Source organism: Roseateles sp., assembly GCF_965262435.1.
In the GTDB taxonomy this organism is placed as follows: domain Bacteria; phylum Pseudomonadota; class Gammaproteobacteria; order Burkholderiales; family Burkholderiaceae_C; genus Paucibacter_A.
Genome location: NZ_OZ253537.1, coordinates 1,736,001 through 1,754,852 on the forward strand (window position 1 = coordinate 1,736,001; position 18,852 = coordinate 1,754,852).

Genomic DNA, 18,852 nt, shown 5'->3' on the forward strand with positions numbered 1-18,852 from the left:
CCTGAACCGGGGCGTGTGCGGAGACTGGATTGTTCAAGAATCAACCTTCAAGACTGGCAGGCACGAGCTGCTTGGTGGCGGCCCTGCTCAGCGCAGCGAGCTTTTCCTTCACGGCAACGGCCGCGACCAGCGCGGCAACTGCCACCGCTTCGCCCTTGAGCCTGGAGCAGGTGTTCCGCGCCGAGCCCTACCGGGGCGAGAACGCGCGTGAGCCCAAGTTCAGCCGCAGCGGGCGCTATCTGGCCTATTTGTGGAACCCGTTTGGCGAGCCGGGCACCGATCTCTACGTGCACGACAGCAAGACCGGCAAGAGCCTGCGCCTGACCTCGCCAGCCATCATGGCCGCTTTCGATGCGCCCGAGGATTTGCAGCGCTTTGACAAGAAGCTGCAGCAAAAGCGCAGCGAGACCGCCGAGCGCCAGGCCCGCGAGGTGGCCCAAGCCGCCTATCTGCGCGGCGAAAACGTGGACCTGGGCCAGTGGGAAGCCGCCCAGCTGGAGCTGGTGAAGAAGGAATTCGCCGCCAAGAAGGCCAAGGACGAGGCCCAGAAGGCCGCCGACAAAGCCGAGGCCGAAGCCGAGAAGAAGGCCGCGGCCGCACTGGAAGCCAAGCGCAGCGGCAAGCCCGTTCCCCCCACGGCAGAGGCTGCCGCATCGGCAGCGTCCGCACCCAGCGCCACAGCCAAGGCCGAGAGCAAGCCAGAGAAAGACAAGGAACTCTGGGAATGGCGCGACGAGCTGAAGAAAAAGCAGCTGCGCGACAAGCTCAAGCCCAGTGACCTTTACCCCGGTGTGACGCAGATCGTCTGGGCCAACAAGGCCGATGAGCTGATCCTGCAGTACCGCGGCGCCCTGTTCCGCTGGGTCGCCGGTGACAGCAAGCTGCAGCCCCTGCTGGACTTGCAGCGCAATCTGCGCATGGTGGCCTACACCGCTGATGACGCCGGGTACGTCTTCATGGATGACAAGCGCGTGCTGCGTGCCCGCTTCAGCCAGGGCGGCGTGCAGGTGCTCAACCGCGAGCTGATCCACCCCGATGATGCGGACAAGAAGTACGCCATCGAATCGACCACGCTGAGTGAAGACAGCCGCTGGATGGCCTTGATCGGCCGCGCACCCAGCAAGCCGGCCGGCGATGACGGCAAGCCCGTGCCCGAGCCCACCGGACGCCAGGTCGAGATCATGGGCTACAACGAGCGCTTCGCCAAAGCCAAGAAGGTGGACCGCGAAGTCTCCGACGACAAGCGTGTCAACAAGCCGCTGGCGCTCTACATCCGCAAGGTGCCCGCCGCCGGTGAAGCGCCGGCCAAGCAGTCGACGCCTGTGTTCACCCATGCCGGCGGCGATGTCTGGTTCGAGATCAGCCCCATCGCCTGGGCGCGTGATGGCAGCCGCTATGCCTTCAGCACCTGGGAGCGCGAGAAAGAACTGCTGCGCGTCTACGTGGGCAGCGCCGACGAGAGCGCCAAGCCCGAGATGGTGCTGGAGCGCCGCGGTGATGTCGGCCACGAGGTGGTGAACGTCGTGCGCCCGCGCTTCACGCCCGATGGCAAGCAGCTGGTGCTGGTGCTGGACGAAGCCGGCTTCCGCCAGCCCTATGCCTGGGACCTGGCCTCACGCAGCCTGCGCCATCTGCTCAAGGGTGAGTTCGAGGCCCACCAGGTGCTGGGCTTCACGCCCGACAGCAAGAGCATGTTCGTGGCGGCCAACAAGGATGATCTGGCCAGCATGAACCTGTTCCGCGTCAGCATGGCCGATGGCAGCATGCAGGCCCTGGGCACGCCGGGCGAGTACCACCGCAATGCCGTGGTCTCGCACGACGGCCAGTGGCTGGCGGCCAATGCCGGCAACTGGGTGTCGCGTCCCGAGCTCAAGCTGATCGAGGCCAGCGCCAAGCCCACGCTCAAGACCCTGACCGACAGCCATGACAAGGCCTGGAGCCAGGTCGATGTGCTGCGCCCCGAGCGATTCGGCTTCAAGAACCGCCATGGCGACAGCATCCCGGCCTATGTCTTCAAGCCGCAGGGCTGGAAGGCCAGCGACAAGCGCCCGGCCGTGGTCTACATCTACGGCGGCCCGCTGAACGACCGCCACTCGGTCGAGAGCGACAGCTTCCAGCCCAGCGCCTACGTCTTCGCCATGTACATGGCGGCCAAGCATGGCTATGTGATGGTGACCATCGATTCGCGCGGCCACAGCAACTACGGCCGCCGCTTCTCGGACGCCAACTGGGAACAGGCCGGCCTGCCGCAGACCGAGGACCTGGAAGACCTGCACGCGCTGATGAGCAAGGACTTCGGCATCGACCCCGCGCGCGTGGGCCTGAATGGCTGGAGCTTCGGGGGCTTCCAGACCCAGTACACGATGTACAGCAAGCCCGATCTGTTCGCCGCCGGCATCGCCGGTGCCGGCCCGACCGAATGGGAGAACTACAACAGCTGGTACAGCGGCCGCACCATCGGCAAGGTCGACCGCAGCAAGCCCGTGCTGCGCAAGTACTCGCTGATCCCCATGGCCAAGGGCCTGCGCAAGCCTTTGCTGCTGGTGCACGGCATGATGGACCCGAACGTGCTCTACCAGGACACGGTCAACGTCTACCGCGCCCTGCTCGAAACCGGCAAGGAAGGCCTGGTCGACCTCTTCCTCGATCCCGAGGGCGAGCACGGCATGGGCGGCGCCGTCAAGACTGTCGGCTGGCACCGCAAGTACGAAGCCTTCTGGCTGCAGCATCTGGGCCGTGTCACGCCCTGATGCCTCCGGGGCCTGCCTTCGGGCAGGTCGCCCCTAGAATTGCGGCATGAAGACACGCAAGCCCAGTGCCAGCCCGTCCGCCCCTGCCCGTGCCACCCAAGAAGAGGCGCTGCTGGAGGCGCGGCGGGAGCGTCTGGCCACCCTTGGCCTGCGTGTCACGCCCAACCGTTTGGCCGTGCTGGCGGTGTTTGAGCAGGCCACCCGTGCGCTCAGCCACGCAGACATCGAAGCCGAGTTGCCCCAGGCCATCGATGCGGTCACCCTCTACCGCACCCTGGACGCCCTCGCTGAGGCCGGAGTTCTGAGCAAGGCCGTGGGTGACGACCGGGTCAGCCGTTACGCCTTGATGCAGCAGGCTGCCCAGCACCAGGGCCATGCCCATTTCCACTGTGATGATTGCGGCCGGGTCTATTGCCTGCCGGCCAAGCCGCCGCGCCAACCGGCGGTGCCCGAGGGCTTTGCCGTGGCGGCGGTTGATCTGAATGTGCACGGCCAATGTGCCGACTGCGGCACGCAGCCACAGGCCAAGCTGCGTTGACCCTGCACCTCAGAAGGGGTTGTTTGGGGCGATGTAGTGCATGTAGAGATTGCCTTGAGCGTCGCGGCTGCTCAGGCGGGCGCTGAGCCATACCGGCAGGGCGCCCGTGGGCAGGGCCGCTGTCGGCAACAGCTGCGCTGGCATCAAGTGGCTTCCTGCTGCGTGCAGGCTTCGGGCACTCAGCGGCAGTTGCAGCTGACCTTGGGCCCCGGTCTCGGGGTGCCCCCAATGAAGCTCCAACTTTGCGCCCACCAGCTGCTGTGAGGCGCCCTTGGGGACTTGCCATGCCCAGCGATAGTCCAGCGCCTGCTGGCGGCGCTCCGGGTCCAGCACGCGGGCGTAGAGCGGCTGCTGCGCCGGCTCCGCTTGCAAATCGAAACGCGCGAACCACTGCGAAGCCTGGGCCTGCAACTGCGCCGCCGGTGCGGGTGAGGCGGGCAGACGCGCTGTTTGGGTTTGCAGCAAGCGACCCTGGGCATCAAAGAAACTGAATCGGTAGACCTCGCCCACCTGGGCCTTGGCCCAGTTCGCCTGGCAGACCGTGTGCTCGGCTGCGCTGCCGCCGCTGCCTGGGCAGCGGTCGGTGCGCAGGGCATGCCAGTCCTGCTCCGGGCTGTCGGCCAGGGCCAGCTGTTCGAATCCCTGCCCTTCGGCCGGGCGCACCAGGCTCAGGCCCTGCTCGGGCAGGCCGCTGCCCTGCACCCGCACTTGGCTGACGCGTGGGTCAATGCGGCGGGCGTCCACCTCAAACGCGCGATGCTGGCTGACCTGAGCGCTGGGCGTGGCCAAGAGCCGCGTGCGCTGGCGCGCCATCTGCAGGCGCTCTTGCCAGCTGCCGGCCTCGGAGCGGTAATGGGCCAGCAGGCCGAACTGCTCGCCCTGCGGGCTGCCGTAGTCCAGCTGGCCGCTACTGGGCGCATCGCCCTGGCCGCCTTCGACGGCGCAGCGTGTGTCTGCTGTCCCACTGGCGGCGCAACGCATGCCCGGCAGGGCCAGCAGATCGGCGGCCTCGCGTGGCTTGGGCCCAAGGATGGACAGATGGCGCAGACGCACCAGGCCGGTCTGGCCATCGCCCTCCCAGAGCCAGCGGTCGCCGACCTTGCGCAGCCACAGTGTTTCGCTGCGCGGCAGGGCGGGGGGCGGCAGGCTCAGCTGTACGCGCACGCGCAGCCGATCGGCGCTGTCAACCTGCACAAGACGTGGCCGCTCAAAGCGCACACCGCGCAGGCTGCTGCCGGGCGCCTCGCCCGGCTCGGCTTGCAGCAAAACTTGGTCGATGAAGGCTGCGGCGTCCAGCCCGGTGTGGCGAAACTCCGGCGCCAGCCAGGCCTGCAGGTCGGGGGCATTGGGCGCTTGGCCGCTCTGAAACAGCTGGCTGAAGCGCGCCAGCGACTGCTCCAAGTCCGGCAAAGCCGCCAACCCTGCCTGCAGTGCCGTCGCTTGGGCTGTGCTGGGCGCAGGCAGCACCGCGTCAACGCTGGAGGCCACCGGGTCCACCTGTACGCCGGCCTGGGCAGCGGCATCGCCTGCCACGCCGCTCAGGCGGTAGGCAGAGGCCACGCGCTGCAGCTCGATCAAAGACGCCAGTGCGCCCATGCCTTGGTGGGCCGGCCCTTGCTCGCCGTTGCGCAGATCGGGCGCTGCAGCGCTGGCGCCGGCGATCACCGCCCAGGACGACTGGACGAGATGGCGAACCCGGTCCTGGCTGCTGCGCAAGCTGGTGGCGCTGACGCGCATGAAGTCGATTCGGCCCTGTTGCAGGAGGTCCTGCGGTGTGCCGCCGAGCACAAAGGCTGCCATCAGCTCGGTCAGGGGCGAGACATGGACGGCGCGGTTGCCCACATCCACGGCCACGGCCAGCGAGTGCAGCTGCACCGGCTCGCCGCTGCTCAGGCCGTTGACCTGCACCAGCAGGGCGCCGCTGAGTCCGGTGGTGGCAATGGCATAACGACCTTGCGCATCGGTGCGGCCTCGGGCGGTTTGGCCTTGCGCGTCGATCAGCAGCACATCGGCATCGGCCAGGGCCACGCCGTCATGCGCCTGCCCGACCAAAAAGCCCTCGCGGCAGCCGGCGCAGGGCGCGCCCACCAAGTCGTCGGGCAGCAGCTTGAAGGATGCAGGCTCGTCCACCGTGTTGCCGCCGCCGCAGGCGACCAGGCACAGGGCACCCGCTAGCACGCTCAGGCGCAGCCGTGGCTGCAACCGCCAAAGCGGCAAAGTGCGGTGCAAGGCGCGGTGCAGGGTGGGGCGCTCTTGGTGCAGCGTCAGCGGTGGATGTGCGCGGTGGCGGGCCATGGGTCAGTACCTCAGTTCGGCGCCCAGCTCAATGCTTCGGCCGGGTTCGGGGGCGTAGTTGCGCAGGAAGGAGGTGCTGTTGCGCACCTCCTGATTGCTCAGATTGCGGCCCAGCACATAAGTGCTGAGCTGCAGGCCGGCATCCAGGCGACCGGTCCAGCGCAGCGAGGCGTGCCACTGTGTCGATGCCGCGGTGTCAGTCTCGTTCTCACCCGGGTGGCGCTGGGCCAGGCTGTGCATGCGGCGCAGCTCGGCCTGCCAGGGGCCTCGCAGCAGCTCCAGGCGTGCCCCCCAGCGCGGGGCGGGTTGACGCGGCACGTCCTGGCCCAGGCGGTCCAGGCGGCCGCGCAGCCGGTCACCCAGCAGCGAGAGCTGCAGGCTGTCGCCGGCGGCGCCTTCCGCGCCCAGATCGAGCAGCTCTTGCTTGAGCTCGGCCTCAAAGCCGTGAAAGCGGGCATGGTCTTGCTCGTAGCGCGTCACTGGCAGGCATTGATCCAGCTGTGCGCACAGGGCGCGAAACTGCTTCTTCTCGGCCGCGTAGAAGACGCCCAGGCTGCGCTGGTAGATGTGGTCCTCGCTGTCGTAGCGGAAGGCATTGGCCTGAAAACCCAGGCCGCCCCATTGCTGGCGCAGCGCCAGGTTCCAGCCGCGCAGGGTTTCGAGCCGCAGCGCGCTGTTGCCGAAGTCGTAGGTGCGGGTGGCGATGTGTGGCCCCAGTGCGTACAGCTCTTGCACATCGGGTGCTCGGCTGGCGCGCCAATGCGTCAGGCTCACGCTGCCATCGCCGAGCTTGCGAGTCAGGGCCAGCGACAGGTTGCCGAAGGTGAAGCGCCGCTCGGGCAGTAGCACCTCGATGCCGAAGCTGGATGCCTGAGGCTGGGGGCGGCTGCGGCGCCAGTCGGCGCGCAGGCCCAGCTCCAGGGTCCAGTCCTCCTGTTTCAAGCCTTGAATGGCGTAAAGGGCGGCGCTCTCGATTCGGGTCCGGGGCACAAAAGCCTCCAGGCCGAGGGCCGAGAAGCGCCGATTCTGCAGATGCAGCCCCAGGCTGCCCCAGTGTGCAGGGGCCAGACTGTGTTCGAGCTCCAGCCGGCCTTCTTGCACCTCGTTGCGGAACTCGGTCTCGCTGACGCCCTGGTTCAGCTCGTCGTGGCGGTAGCGGGTGTCGGCCAAGTGCAGCTTGAGCTCTCGGGCCCAGGCGTCGCCGAGCTTGATGGCTGATTTCAGGTCCAGGCGCTGCTGCTCTGCTTGGATGCGGATGGCGGGCTCAGCCGGTTCGCCGGGGGGCGTGCTGCCGCCGCCATGGTTGTGCGAATGGGCGCCCGGAGGCAGTCCGTAGTTGATGCGCATGGTGGCTGCCGAGACGCCGGCATAACCGGCATCAAAGACGGTGCTCAGGCCCGCGGCGCCGCCCGAGCTGCGTGCGTCGCTGTTGGGAATGTGGCCCCAGGTGTTGCGGCCGCTGACCAGGAAGAACTGTTGTTTGACCGCCTCTTCATCGATGGCCCAGCCCGGGATGCGGGCCTCATCCTTGCGCCGCCCATGGGCGTCCAGATGCCAGGCCCAGCCATTGCGCGGCCTGGCGCCTTCGCTGCCGCCCTGCGTTGCGGGCCCGCCCCAGCCGCCCTGGGCGCGCAGCAAGCCCAGGGTGCCGCCGCCCCCTGCGCGGCCTTCGCTTTGCAGCTTGAGGCCTGGCGGGCGCTGCTCCGGGATACGGCCGTACTCGATCTCAACCGCGCCGCCGATAGCGTCGCCGCCATGGCGGATCGCCGAGGGCCCACGGTGCACGGTGATGCTCTGCGCCAGACCGGCTTCGACCATCACGCCGTGGTCGGCGCTGAGGGTGGAGGCGTCGTGAGCGCCGCCGCCGCCCACCAGGGCTTTGACGCGTGAACCGCCTTGGCCGCGGATGATGGGCAGGCCAACATTGGGCCCGAAGCTGGAGTTGGCCACGCCCAGTTCATCTTGCAAGGTTGCGCCCAGGGTGGCCGAGGCCTTGTTGCGCAGCTCGTCGCCGCTCAGCTGGGTGGTGGGCCCGGCCAGCTCCGAGCTGCGCTGCTTCCTCCCCTGCAGCTTGACCGTGGGCAGAGCTTGCGCCTCGGTTTTGCTGGGCTCGGCGGGAGGGTTCTGGGCCCAGCTGGCCGCGGTGTGCAGGAGAAAGGCCAAAGGCAGCAGCTGCTGCGCCCGGCGCGGGTTTGCGAGGTTGGCGTTCATCGAGTCTGAAGGCGTCGGGCCCGGGTTGCACAACGAGCGGGCGCTTCTGCGGGAATGCGTGCTGTTGAAGTGTTTGGTTACGTGCAAGCAACTTGCATTATTATATGCAACTCATTTGCATTAAATATTGATTCATGTCCGCTTTCGCTGTGCTTGCCCATCTGCTGCGGGTCGGGTTTCTTGGCTTGGCGCTCGCCGGTCTGGGTGGCGGTGCTTGGGCGCAGCATTTCGACGTCGAGCTGCGCACCGACAAAGGCCCGGTGGCGGGCAGTCGCATCGAGACCGACTTTTACGGCGACCTCGGCTTGGCGGGGCAGCTGCCCATCGACGGGCTCACGGGCTACCGCCTGTTTCCGGCCTACTTCGGCGACTTTCCTGGCGGCAAGTACGCCACGGCCAACCCAGGCTTCCAGGCCTTCAACGGGTGGTTTGCGTCGGCGGAGCAGATCCACTTTCGCGCCCTGGGCCGCCTGCAGTACTGGTCGCCCGCGACCGGCAAATGGGGGGCTGCGCCAACGGGCGTCAAGATCACTTTGTTCGGCGGCATCCCGCCCGAAGTGGTGCTGGGCTACAGCACCAATCCCACGCTTTGGGCAGACCAGTACGCCTACTACGCCGCGGGCACGCGCTTTGATTCGCAAGGCATTGCCGGCCCGCTGACCGCTCTGATCGATGAGACCAAGATTGGCGGCACCTTCCACTCCCACCTCGACTGGAAGATCTCGGCCAGCAGTGGCACACCGCCGGTCGGCGCCTACCTGGTGACCCTGGAACTGTGGTCTCCTGTTCTGGTCTCGGGCCAACCCAAATACCTGGCCTCGCAGCCCTTCCACGTCATCTTCGAGTCGGGCATCAACACCCAGCAGATGCAGCAGGCTTTCGCGGCCCGGATCACTCCGCCCTGTGCAGCGCAGACGCTGAGCTGGTCGGTGGGTGCGGCGAGCTGCTCGGCCACTGCAGACGAGGCCGCCTCGGGCACCACGCTCACACTGGACGACAGCACGGCGCCGGCTACCGGCAGTGCGCGCTTCAGCTGCAGCAGCGGGCGCTGGGGATCGCCCAGCCAGGCCAGCTGCAGCTTGCCGCCTCCGCCCGCGTGCCCGGCGCAAACCCTGAGCTGGACCGTGGACGGCCAGAGCTGCAGTGCCACCGCAGCGGCGACCGAGTCGGGGCAGAGCCTGGTGCTGACCGACAACATCGCCCCCGCCTTGGGCGAGGCCAGCTTCAGCTGTGTTGCTGGGCAATGGAGCACACCCAGCCGCAGCCGCTGTGCCGTGCCGCCGCCGCCTGCCTGCGCGGCTCAGCAGCTCAGTTGGAGTGTCGGCGGTGTCAGCTGCTCAGGCTCGGCCAGTGCAACGAGCTCGGGCTTGAGTCTGCAGGTCGAAGATCGGCAGGCGCCCGCCACTGGCGCGGCTCGCTTTGAGTGCCGTAGCGGGCAATGGAGTGCCGCCTCGGCCGCGAGCTGTGCCGTGCCGCTGCCTGCGGCCTGCACGGCCCAGAGCCTGAGCTGGACAGTGGACGGGCACAGCTGCGGCGCCACGACGGCGGCAGCAGCCTCGGGCACGGAGCAACAGCTGTTTGATCAGATCGGCCCTTCGGTGGGCGATGCCAGCTTTAGCTGCCAAGACGGTCTCTGGAGCGCGCCGCAACGCGCTCGTTGCGCGCCACAGATCTTGGCGGCTTGCGTCGCGCAGGCGGTCACCTGGAGCGAGGCCGGCGCCAGCTGCTCGGGGAACTTGGTCGGGGCCGCCTCGGGGGCCTCGCAGACCGTGCTGGACAGCGTGGCGCCGACCACAGGCCAGGCTTCCTACAGCTGCAGCGATGGGCGCTGGAGCGCTGCGGCTGGCGTGCCGCGCTGCAACGAAGCGCTACCACCGGCCTGCCCCAGCCGCACGCTGAGCTGGGATGTGGGCGGCTTGGTCTGTAGCGCCACCGTACCCGAAACGGCTTCCGGTGGCAGCAGTATGGCCGTGGATCAGCAAGAGCCGCTGACCGGCTCTGCGCGCTTTGCCTGCAAGCAAGGGCAATGGAGTGGTGTCAGCGACGCCAGTTGCCAGGCGCCACCGCCCAAGCCTTGTGTGGCGCAGAGTTTGAGCTGGACAGTGGCTGGGCACGCTTGCGGCGCCATGACCACCAGCGCTGCCTCGGGCACGGAGCAACAGCTGTTTGATCAGATCGGCCCTTCGGTGGGCGATGCCAGTTTCAGCTGCCAAGACGGTCGCTGGAGCGCGCCGCAACGCGCTCGTTGCGCGCCACAGATCTTGGCGGCTTGCGTCGCGCAGGCAGTCACCTGGAGCGAGGCCGGCGCCAACTGCTCGGGGAACTTGGTCGCGGCCGCCTCGGGGGCCTCGCAGACCGTGCTGGACAGCGTGGCGCCGACCATAGGCCAGGCTTCCTACAGCTGCAGCGATGGGCGCTGGAGCGCTGCGGCTGGCATGCCGCGCTGCAGCGAAGCGCCACCACCGGCCTGCCCCAGCCGCACGCTGAGCTGGGATGTGGGCGGCTTGGTCTGTAGCGCCACCGTACCCGAAACGGCTTCCGGTGGCAGCAGTATGGCCGTGGATCAGCAAGAGCCGCTGACCGGCTCTGCGCGCTTTGCCTGCAAGCAAGGGCAATGGAGTGGTGTCAGCGACGCCAGTTGCCAGGCGCCACCGCCCAAGCCTTGTGTGGCGCAGAGTTTGAGCTGGACAGTGGCTGGGCACGCTTGCGGCGCCATGACCACCAGCGCTGCCTCGGGCACGGAGCAACAGCTGTTTGATCAGATCGGCCCTTCGGTGGGCGATGCCAGTTTCAGCTGCCAAGACGGTCGCTGGAGCGCGCCGCAACGCGCTCGTTGCGCGCTACAGATCTTGGCGGCATGCGTCGCGCAGGCGGTCACTTGGAGCGAGGCCGGCGCCAGCTGCTCGGGGAACTTGGTCGGGGCCGCCTCGGGGGCCTCGCAGACCGTGCTGGACAGCGTGGCGCCGACCATAGGCCAGGCTTCCTACAGCTGCAGCGATGGGCGCTGGAGCGCTGCGGCTGGCATGCCGCGCTGCAGCGAAGCGCCACCACCGGCCTGCCCCAGCCGCACGCTGAGCTGGGATGTGGGCGGCTTGGTCTGTAGCGCCACCGTACCCGAAACGGCTTCCGGTGGCAGCAGTATAGCCGTGGATCAGCAAGAGCCGCTGACCGGCTCTGCGCGCTTTGCCTGCAAGCAAGGGCAATGGAGTGGTGCCAGCGACGCCAGCTGCCAGGCGCCACCGCCCAAGCCTTGTGCGACGCAGGCCCTGGGCTGGATGCAGGCCGGTGAGCGCTGCGAGGCGGTGGCGCCTGCCAGCCCCTCGGGCGGTCTGCTGCAGTTGCAAGACAGCCAGGTGCCCAACACGGGCTCGGCCAGCTTTCGGTGCACCGAAGGACGCTGGAGCGAAGCCACCGAGGCACTGTGCCACCCACCACCGGTCAAGCCCCTGCCCCCGGCGCGCGCGCCGACCTCGCCCTGGACGCCTTCGGTGCAGCTGCCGTGGGAACGACCACGCCGCTGAGCCTGGACGCTTGTTATCTATTTCTTGTTTTGACTAAGGAGTGAGGACCCGAATGATGAGAACAACGATGTATCGATGGCTGGGGGCCGGCGTGCTGACCGCAAGCGCGGCCGTTTCCGCCTGGGCGGCCGACCATGCCGGCGATGTGGCCGTGTCGGCGCGCGAGGGGCAGCTGAAGCTGGGAGGGCAGCGGGTCGAGATCCATGCCTCGACCGGCTTCAACATCTACCGTGCCGATCTGGGCGATCTCTTTCATGGTCCCTGGGCCACCAGCAACCCTGGCTTCCAGACTCAGGGCAGCGAGCGACTGAAGCCTGGGGTGGAGATCGGATTTGAAGGCCTGGGCGCGCTCAGCTTTTGGGACGGCGCGCGCTGGAGCCTGGCGCCGTCCGGCACGCAGCTGAAGGTATCCGACTACCTGGAGGTGGACAGCATCTGGTCCTCCGCCGGGTTTACTCCTGGATCCAGCCAACTGCTGGGGGAGACCCGCGCATCAGGCAAGTTGCATGAACACCTGGTGTTCTCGGTCACCGAAGGCGCAGCCCTGGGCGCCTACCAAATCACCCTGCGCTTGAATTCGACGGACTATTTGAGCTCTGACCCCTTCTACATGGTCCTGAACCGCGGGCTTGATGAGGCGTCCTTCCAGCGCGCGCGCGAAGCCTTCATGCAGACCTCGCCGGTTCCCGAGCCGACATCGGCTGTCGTCTTGGCTCTAGGACTCGTGGCTTTGTGGCTCGCCTCATGGCGCCGTCAGACCGGGCGCAGAGCGGCCCCTCCAATTAGGGGGTTAGTAGTTCATTAAATGCAAGTGAGTTGCATAATGATCAAGTTGTTCATGCCATTGGGTTGGCACATTGGTTCCATCTGAAATCACTGCTAGGAGAATTTTCATGCTGAAGAAACTGTCCATCAAGCTGGCCTTTGCGGCCCTCGCTGTACTGCCGGTCTGGGCCGTGGCCGGTGAAGACCATGCGGGCGACATCTCGGTCTCGGCCGTCAACGGCAAATTGATCGTCGGTGGCTCGCACTTTGAAACCCACGGGGTGACCGGCTTCAACATCTACGAGGCCGATTTCGGCGATCTTGCCAGCGGACCCTGGGCCACCAAGGACCCAGGCTTCCAGACCCAGGCCGGCGGCCTGCTCAAGCCGGGCGCACTGATCTCCTTCGAGGGCCTGGGCGCCTTGAGCTTCTGGAATGGCGTGAATTGGGGCGCGTCAGCTGCGGCCTACGGGGTGACCATTGCCGATGTCTACCAAGATGCGCCGACCACCTGGACCTTCGGTGGTGTGAGCCAGGGCGAAACCCAGTATGTCTCTGAGGTCTCCGCGGGCGGCACCATCCATGATCACCTGAAGATGTCGGTGACCCCCAACGCACCGGTGGGCGCCTACCTGATTGAGCTGAAGCTGAAATCGGACGACTATGCCGCGTCCGATTCCTTCTACATTGTCTTCAACCGCGGCTTGAGCGAAGCAGCCTTTGAAAGCTCGGTCGACGCCCTGGTGACGGCTCCGGTGCCGGAGCCCAGCAGCTACATCTTGATGCTGGCCGGCATGGGTGCGATCGGCTTGCTGGCCCGTCGTCGCCGCCGCGCGGGCGTCTGAGCGAAAGCTGCGCAGATCCACGTCGAGGTTTGATGCCTTCGCGTCCAGGACGGGCGTGAAGGTCACTCAGCTCGCCTTCACCGGCAGGCAGAGTTCGCAGCTGAAGATGCCCGTGGTGGGGTCGTAGTCGGCGCCCGGCGGGTAATGCTCGAAGACCGGGCGGCCATCGATTTGCATTCCGCTGGAGGGCAGCCAGCCGCGTAGCAGCTCGGTCCAGGCATGGCTGAAGTCAGCCAGGCTTCCGCGGAACTGGGCCACGGCGTAGCGACCGCCGGGCAGGTCCTGGATGCTGGCCGGGCTGCGGGCGATGAAGTCGGCGTCGACCTCGACGCAGGCGTCGTAGCGACATTGCTCAGGCGCGGCGAGACTGGGGTCGTCATGGCCGATGCCGTAGCAGGCACGCTGTTCCAGGCCCTGAGCCTGACGCCAGGGCAGCACGGTGTTCATCCAGAATTTGTGGACGCGCTGGCCGTAGGGCCCGATGTGGCGGAGGTAGGCCACCCGGGTCGGGGGCAGTTGTTGGAGGCTGATGTGCATCTGGCTCTCTGAAGTGAAACAAGAGCCTGTATCTTCTTCAGCACAGGTCGCGTCGGCCTGATCGAGATTGCGCTCTGTCTGATCCAGATTGCTCAGCAAGGCTTGCGGCGGGCGGTGGCGCAAGGCCTGTTGCTCGCGCGAATGTGCCAGTTCGCGCGCCCAGCGCTGCGGGCTGTCCAGGCGCCAGGCGCTGGGCGTCTGGCCAAAGCGCAGTTTGAAGGCACGCGCAAAGGCTTCGCTGGAGCCAAAGCCCACGGTCAGGGCGACTTCGAGCACCGAGCGCGGCTCGGGCTGTGCCAGCATCAGGGCGGACACATCGAGGCGGCGGTGGCGCAGGTAGTCGCCCAAGGTCTCGCCCATCCAGGCCGCGAACACGCGGTGGAAATGAAAGGGCGAGAAGTGCATGCGCTCGGCCAAGCTGCTCAATTCGAGCGTTTGGTCGAGATGCCGGTCGATGTGGTCGAGCAGCGCATTCATGCGCTGCGCGTGGCGCTGCCGGTGGGCCGCGCTGGGCTCGTTTGCCATGCCTGCCCTGGGGCCGTCCTCAGCCTTGCTTGGCCTTGCGGAGTTCCCAGAGCTTCAGTACGTGGTCGAGCACGGCGCGGCTCAACTCATCCTTCTGCTTCAAGTCGGCCAGCTGGGCGCGTTGCGCGTCGCTGAGGGTGGCCTCGTCGCCGCCCAGCAGGGCGATGGGGGCCAGCAGAGGACCGGTGACCGCGTCGTCGAACAGCGGCGCCCAGGCTTCGGGAGCCAGGTCCACGGCGGTCAGGAAACCGATCGCCCATTCCTCGGCATCGACCAGATCGCCCTTGTCGTCCTCAGCAACGCTGAAGATCGGCTCCCAGAGCTCGGGCTTGGCATTGAGTTGCCATTCGATGGACTGCAGATGGCGCAGCACCAGCAAGGTCACGCGCTTGCGCTGCTTGCCGCTGACGAAGGGGTAGTTCTCGGACTTGCTGTCCGCTTCCAGGTCCTCGCCATCGCCGCCCCAGACCGTGGGCAGCCAATCGGCGCCCGGCAGATCGGCCAGGCGTTGCGGGCTCAGCAGCAGCCCGACCAGATAGCCATCGAGCGCCTCGATGTTCATCGCAGCCTCGACCGGCAGCTTGATCAGCATGTCGTCCAGGGTGGACAGCTCCTCGTCGTTGAGGGGCAGATGGTCGGACTGGGGCTTGTATTGGGGATATTCCATGGCGCCATTGTCGCTGTTGCGCGCGCCATGGGCCTGCGGGCCCGGGCGCGGGCCGCGAAATCAGAAGCGGCTGCGTGCCTTTTTGCCGTCGAACTCTTGCAACTGGGTCTTGAGCAAGGCCATCAACACGCGGGCATTGGCCTCGGTCAGCGCCAGGATGGTGCTGGGCTCGATGCCCTCGACGGCGGCCTTGGGGCTGACCAGGGCGTCGACCTTGAGCAGCATCTGGCCGTGGATGTTGTTGGAGGCAGCCTTGAACTTCTGGATTTCGATGGTGTACGTCTTCATGGGGCGAATCCTACTCTGGGTGCGGGCAGGCAAGACCTGGCCCCGCGTGGCCGCACGCGCTTGCGGCACAGCGGGAGTGAATGAACGACTATGCCAGCGTCTGGCCGCCCAGGCGAGCCTTGAGTCTGACGAAGGCGCTGTGCGCAGCCAGGCAAAGGGCGCCCGCCACCAAGCCGACCGCGCCGTCGAACAAGACCGGTCCCAGCCAAGACAGTGAGCCCATGGCTATGGCCAGGCTTTCGCTGAGGTGGTGCAGGGCGGGCAGGCCGTGGCTGAGGATGCCGCCGCCGACCAGGAACATGGCGACCGTGCCGGCCAAGGCCAGGGCCTTCATCAACCAGGGGGCCGCGGCGAGCAGGCCGCGCCCTAGGGCCTGGGTTGCGGCGCCGCCGCGCTGGCTCAGGTAAAGGCCGGCGTCGTCGAGCTTGACGATGCCGGCCACCAAGCCGTAGACCCCGACCGTCATGGCCACGGCGATGCCGCTGAGCACCAGCAGCTGTGTCATGAAGGGCGACTGGGCCACCGTGCCCAGCGTGATGGCGATGATCTCGGCCGAGAGGATGAAATCGGTACGGATGGCGCCTTTGATCTTGTCGCGCTCGAAAGCCACAAGGTCTTGTTCGGGCGCCAAGGCCGCGGCGCTGAGTGCTTGGTGATCTGCGGCCAGTTCGTCTTTGCTGTGCAGAAATTTGTGCGCCAGCTTCTCGAAACCTTCGAAGCACAGGAAGGCGCCGCCCAGCATCAGCAGCGGCGTCACCGCCCATGGGGCCCAGGCGCTGATGGCCAGCGCCGCCGGCACCAGGATGGCCTTGTTGAGCATGGAGCCTTTGGCCACGGCCCAGACCACGGGCAGCTCGCGCTCGGCCGCCACGCCGGCCACCTGCTGAGCGTTCAATGCCAGGTCATCGCCGAGCACCCCGGTGGTCTTCTTGGCCGCGACTTTGGCCAGCAGGGCCACATCGTCGAGGATGGTGGCGATGTCGTCGATCAGAGCCAGAAGGCTGGAAGCGGCCATGGAGTTTTGGCGGAAGCAGAGTGGTGAAGTGCAGCTTTGTACCGCATTCGGCATGGCAAACTCGCGAATCGTCCACCCAGACCGCCGCTCACCATGATCAAGAAGACCGCTCTCCTCAGCAGCCTGGCCCTCAGCAGCCTGTGCTTCGCAGCGCCGGTGCTGGCGCAGACCACTGCCCCGGCGCCGGCTGCCACGGTGGCCAAGCTGGTCTACAACGAACTGGCCGACGCCCGCGCCGAGCTCAACCAGGCCCTGGCCACCGCCCAAGCCCAGCGCAAGAACGTGTTGCTGGTGTTTGGCGCCAACTGGTGTGGCGACTGCCTGGCCCTGGACCGCAAGATGAGCGCCGGCAGCCTGTCCGAGCATGTTGGCAAGCGCCTGGTGGTGCTCAAGGTCAATGTCGGCCGCTTCGACCGCAATGTCGATCTGGCAGCGCAGATCGGCGTCTCCCTCAAGAAGGGCATCCCGGCTGTGGCCGTGCTGGCCAATGACGGCAGCGTGCTCAAGGCTACCAATGGTGGCGAGCTGGCCGACGCCCGCAATATGGGCGACGAGGCCGTGCTCAAGGTGCTGGAAGGCCTGCACGGCAAGACCTGACCCCGGCTGGGCATGACCTGTCCCCGCTACAGGGGTCAAGCCTTGCCTTTTCTTGCCTTTTGCACGCCGCGCATCTAAGTTGGTGCATGGCCCGTCCTCCTCGCATCGAAATTCCCGGCGCTGTTTACCTGCTCAGTTCGCGCTGCGACCCAGGTGTTGCGGCCTGTGTTGATGACGCCGATCGGCGCGCGCTGCTGGGGCTGGTCGCCCAGACCATGCAGCGCTTTGACGCCCAGGTGCTGGCCTACTGCCTGCTGCCCGATCATTTCCAGCTGCTGCTGTTCACCCGCCAGGCCAATCTCTCGCGCCTGATGCGCCATTTGAACGGGGTCTACACCCAACACCACAACCGCCGCCATGGCAGCGAAGGGCCGCTGTTTCATGGCCGCTTCAAAGCTGTGCTGGTGGACCGAGAAGCCCATCTGCTCGACGCCTGCTGCTATGTCGAGCTGAGCCCTTTGCGCCTGGGCTTGGTTCGGGACCTGGCGGCCTGGTCTTGGTCAAGCTACCGCGCGCATATCGGCCTGGAGCCGGCTCCGCCCTGGCTCGATTCCGATGGCCTGCACGCCTTTGTGCTGGGCCGCAGCCTGCGCGGCGCTCTGGACCGGCGGCGTGCAGCGGACCGTTATGCCGACTTGGTGGCCAGTCAGCCGGATCTGGACCTCTGGGCCGGACGCTTGCGGCAACAGATCTTTCTCGGCGATGCCGCTTTCGTCAAACGCATGAAGGCGGCCGCCAGAGCGGCGGCTGCGGCCCTTGCTGCTGCAAGCAAGGCTGTCGGGGTGCCGCGTCAGGCCGCCCGCGCTCGCCCGGGCCCCGGCTCGGCCACCGGGGGGCCTGCTCGCACCGCGTGGGAAGAATGTTTGGCGGCCAACCCCAGCCGGGAACAGGCGCTGTACAGCGCCCACACCGAGGGCGGCTGGTCCATGACCGCCTTGGCGGCCGAACTCGGCCTGTCGGTGTCGCGTGTCAGCCGTCTGATCGCTGGGGTGGAGCGCGGCCGGATGCCTGGCTGAGGTGTCGGCTCTATCCCCGCCTGCTGTGGATAAGCACGTGGGCAAGGCGCCCATAGACGCGCCAAGTGCTTGATTGCAGAGGTTTTGTCTTGTCTTGCTGCAAATTGAGGCAGCCGCGCTCTGCGACCGGCTGGCGGCTGGCCTGATTCAGGGCTGTTGCTGCTCGCTCACCTGCTTGAGGCGGGCCAGGCCGGCCTCGAAGTCTTTGCCGACCATGCCGTCGGCAAACAAGGCCAGCCAGCGGAACAAGGGGTTGCTGCCCATATCGCCATCCATGAGCCAGCTCAGTTCGGTGCCCCCGTCCTTGGCGGACAAGCGCAGTTCGCCTCGCGAGGTGGTGCCGAAGTCGGGGAAGTAGAGCTCATAGGCGACGCGCTGGCCCGGCTCGGCCGAGGTGAAGCTCATCTTGCCGTCGCCCTCGGTCTTGCTCCGCCAAGCCCAGACGGCGCCCGCGCCCGACTCTGGGCCGCTGTAGTCGATCTGCATGGCCGGGTCGCGCTGATTCCAGACGCTCCACAGCTTCCATTGGCGCGGGCTGGCCACCAGGGCATAGACCTTGTCGGGGCTGGCAGCGATCTGCACGCTGCGGCTGACATGGAACTTCGGGGACAGCAGCAGGCCGCCGATCAGCAGCAGCGCGAGCAGACCGATCACGGCCATGGCTAGGAACTTGAGCACTCTCATGGGCAGGACTCCAAAGTGGCGGGCAAACTCAAGAACAAAAAAGGGCGCGGCACGGGGGTGCGGCGCCCTTGCGGGGAGACTGGCTGCGCTTCAGCGCTTCATTCAGTGTGTCAGGGCCTGACGCGGCGCGGCCAGCTCGGCGTCGACCCAGGCTTCCTGGCTCAACTCGCGGGCGGCGGCCAGTTGTTGGCAGAGTTCAAACACACCGAGGGTGTCGGCGCCCACAGCTTCGGGAACGGGGGCCGTGCTCACCTCGGCAGGCAGATCGGACAAAGCTCCCAGCAGTTGGAACAAGAGCTCCAGTGTGGGCTCGCCGTCGGCCTCCATCTGGCGCGCCAGGCCCAGGCTGCGGCACAAGTACCAGCAGGCGCTGGCCGCGTCATCGCATTGGGCTTGGTAAAGGGCTTGGGTTTCCAGGGCCTCAGCGCGCGCTTGCTGCTCTTCGCGGGCCTGGATCTCGTCCAGCGTCTGCCAGGAACTGTCGATCACAAGAGCCTCTTCACCTTGGGTGCCTGCGGAGTCGACCGTGGTGGAGTCGGTCAGACCTCGCCTGGATGCTGTGAGATTGCGCGCCATGATGTGCCCTTTGAGACTGCTG

Annotated in this window: 15 protein-coding genes; 7 read left to right on the plus strand and 8 right to left on the minus strand. The window is 67.0% G+C overall.

What is annotated here, in order from left to right; genetic code table 11:
• Positions 1-29: 29 nt before the first annotated feature.
• Together ACQY39_RS07480 and ACQY39_RS07485 are read left to right on the plus strand one after the other, a co-directional pair.
• Positions 30-2,750 carry a S9 family peptidase gene (locus ACQY39_RS07480; RefSeq protein ID WP_428504899.1) on the plus strand — a complete coding sequence of 907 codons (2,721 nt, stop codon included), beginning with the start codon at positions 30-32 and terminating at the stop codon, positions 2,748-2,750.
• Positions 2,751-2,796: 46 nt separating this feature from the next.
• The gene (locus tag ACQY39_RS07485; RefSeq protein WP_428504901.1) at positions 2,797-3,288 is read left to right on the plus strand and encodes a Fur family transcriptional regulator; all 492 of its coding nucleotides are present in this window, start codon (positions 2,797-2,799) and stop codon (positions 3,286-3,288) included.
• 9 nt (positions 3,289-3,297) lie between these two features.
• Here the strand turns inward: ACQY39_RS07485 and ACQY39_RS07490 are convergent, their stop codons facing one another.
• Positions 3,298-5,583 (minus strand): hypothetical protein, encoded by a 2,286-nt coding sequence (locus ACQY39_RS07490; RefSeq protein WP_428504902.1) that lies wholly within the window; start codon positions 5,581-5,583, stop codon positions 3,298-3,300.
• A gap of 3 nt (positions 5,584-5,586) precedes the next feature.
• Positions 5,587-7,794 (minus strand): TonB-dependent receptor, encoded by a 2,208-nt coding sequence (locus ACQY39_RS07495; RefSeq protein WP_428504904.1) that lies wholly within the window; start codon positions 7,792-7,794, stop codon positions 5,587-5,589.
• Positions 7,795-7,928: 134 nt separating this feature from the next.
• Here ACQY39_RS07495 and ACQY39_RS07500 point away from each other — a divergent pair, with 134 nt between their 5' ends.
• From ACQY39_RS07500 to ACQY39_RS07510, 3 genes are all read left to right on the plus strand, one after another.
• Positions 7,929-11,315, plus strand: a complete 3,387-nt coding sequence (locus tag ACQY39_RS07500; protein WP_428504906.1) for a hypothetical protein — start codon at positions 7,929-7,931, stop codon at positions 11,313-11,315.
• A 52-nt stretch (positions 11,316-11,367) separates the two neighbouring features.
• A complete protein-coding gene (locus ACQY39_RS07505) occupies positions 11,368-12,120 on the plus strand; it encodes a hypothetical protein (RefSeq protein ID WP_428504908.1) in 753 nt (250 codons plus the stop codon).
• A gap of 88 nt (positions 12,121-12,208) precedes the next feature.
• Positions 12,209-12,925 (plus strand): PEP-CTERM sorting domain-containing protein, encoded by a 717-nt coding sequence (locus ACQY39_RS07510; RefSeq protein WP_428504910.1) that lies wholly within the window; start codon positions 12,209-12,211, stop codon positions 12,923-12,925.
• A 66-nt stretch (positions 12,926-12,991) separates the two neighbouring features.
• Here the strand turns inward: ACQY39_RS07510 and ACQY39_RS07515 are convergent, their stop codons facing one another.
• The 4 genes from ACQY39_RS07515 to ACQY39_RS07530 all read right to left on the minus strand — a co-directional run bounded on the left by ACQY39_RS07515 (position 12,992) and on the right by ACQY39_RS07530 (position 15,957).
• Positions 12,992-13,987: an AraC family transcriptional regulator gene (locus ACQY39_RS07515; RefSeq protein WP_428504912.1), complete on the minus strand. Its 996-nt coding sequence runs from the start codon at positions 13,985-13,987 to the stop codon at positions 12,992-12,994.
• 19 nt (positions 13,988-14,006) lie between these two features.
• Entirely contained in the window at positions 14,007-14,654 is a 648-nt protein-coding gene (locus ACQY39_RS07520) for a UPF0149 family protein (protein ID WP_428504914.1), read from the minus strand.
• Between the two features lie 60 nt (positions 14,655-14,714).
• Positions 14,715-14,942 carry a hypothetical protein gene (locus ACQY39_RS07525; RefSeq protein WP_263516802.1) on the minus strand — a complete coding sequence of 76 codons (228 nt, stop codon included), beginning with the start codon at positions 14,940-14,942 and terminating at the stop codon, positions 14,715-14,717.
• A gap of 88 nt (positions 14,943-15,030) precedes the next feature.
• Positions 15,031-15,957 (minus strand): DUF808 domain-containing protein, encoded by a 927-nt coding sequence (locus tag ACQY39_RS07530; protein ID WP_428504916.1) that lies wholly within the window; start codon positions 15,955-15,957, stop codon positions 15,031-15,033.
• Positions 15,958-16,050: 93 nt separating this feature from the next.
• On the opposite strand from ACQY39_RS07530, the gene ACQY39_RS07535 reads away from it, so the two are divergent.
• On the plus strand, positions 16,051-16,554 hold the full coding sequence (locus ACQY39_RS07535) for a thioredoxin family protein (protein WP_428504918.1): 504 nt from the start codon (positions 16,051-16,053) through the stop codon (positions 16,552-16,554).
• Positions 16,555-16,640: 86 nt separating this feature from the next.
• Positions 16,641-17,570, plus strand: a complete 930-nt coding sequence (locus tag ACQY39_RS07540; protein ID WP_428504920.1) for a transposase — start codon at positions 16,641-16,643, stop codon at positions 17,568-17,570.
• Between the two features lie 147 nt (positions 17,571-17,717).
• Here the strand turns inward: ACQY39_RS07540 and ACQY39_RS07545 are convergent, their stop codons facing one another.
• Both ACQY39_RS07545 and ACQY39_RS07550 read right to left on the minus strand, forming a co-directional pair.
• On the minus strand, positions 17,718-18,254 hold the full coding sequence (locus ACQY39_RS07545; protein WP_428504922.1) for an SRPBCC family protein: 537 nt from the start codon (positions 18,252-18,254) through the stop codon (positions 17,718-17,720).
• Between the two features lie 102 nt (positions 18,255-18,356).
• On the minus strand, positions 18,357-18,830 hold the full coding sequence (locus ACQY39_RS07550; RefSeq protein ID WP_428504924.1) for a hypothetical protein: 474 nt from the start codon (positions 18,828-18,830) through the stop codon (positions 18,357-18,359).
• Positions 18,831-18,852: the final 22 nt, after the last annotated feature.

Coding starts and splice junctions, on each gene's coding strand:
- ACQY39_RS07485 (WP_428504901.1), top strand. CDS start 2,797: ATGAAGACACGCAAGCCCAGTGCCAGCCCGTCCGCCCCTGCCCGTGCC.
- ACQY39_RS07490 (WP_428504902.1), bottom strand. CDS start 5,583: ATGGCCCGCCACCGCGCACATCCACCGCTGACGCTGCACCAAGAGCGC.
- ACQY39_RS07495 (WP_428504904.1), bottom strand. CDS start 7,794: ATGAACGCCAACCTCGCAAACCCGCGCCGGGCGCAGCAGCTGCTGCCT.
- ACQY39_RS07500 (WP_428504906.1), top strand. CDS start 7,929: ATGTCCGCTTTCGCTGTGCTTGCCCATCTGCTGCGGGTCGGGTTTCTT.
- ACQY39_RS07505 (WP_428504908.1), top strand. CDS start 11,368: ATGATGAGAACAACGATGTATCGATGGCTGGGGGCCGGCGTGCTGACC.
- ACQY39_RS07510 (WP_428504910.1), top strand. CDS start 12,209: ATGCTGAAGAAACTGTCCATCAAGCTGGCCTTTGCGGCCCTCGCTGTA.
- ACQY39_RS07515 (WP_428504912.1), bottom strand. CDS start 13,987: ATGGCAAACGAGCCCAGCGCGGCCCACCGGCAGCGCCACGCGCAGCGC.
- ACQY39_RS07520 (WP_428504914.1), bottom strand. CDS start 14,654: ATGGAATATCCCCAATACAAGCCCCAGTCCGACCATCTGCCCCTCAAC.
- ACQY39_RS07525 (WP_263516802.1), bottom strand. CDS start 14,942: ATGAAGACGTACACCATCGAAATCCAGAAGTTCAAGGCTGCCTCCAAC.
- ACQY39_RS07530 (WP_428504916.1), bottom strand. CDS start 15,957: ATGGCCGCTTCCAGCCTTCTGGCTCTGATCGACGACATCGCCACCATC.
- ACQY39_RS07535 (WP_428504918.1), top strand. CDS start 16,051: ATGATCAAGAAGACCGCTCTCCTCAGCAGCCTGGCCCTCAGCAGCCTG.
- ACQY39_RS07540 (WP_428504920.1), top strand. CDS start 16,641: ATGGCCCGTCCTCCTCGCATCGAAATTCCCGGCGCTGTTTACCTGCTC.
- ACQY39_RS07545 (WP_428504922.1), bottom strand. CDS start 18,254: ATGAGAGTGCTCAAGTTCCTAGCCATGGCCGTGATCGGTCTGCTCGCG.
- ACQY39_RS07550 (WP_428504924.1), bottom strand. CDS start 18,830: ATGGCGCGCAATCTCACAGCATCCAGGCGAGGTCTGACCGACTCCACC.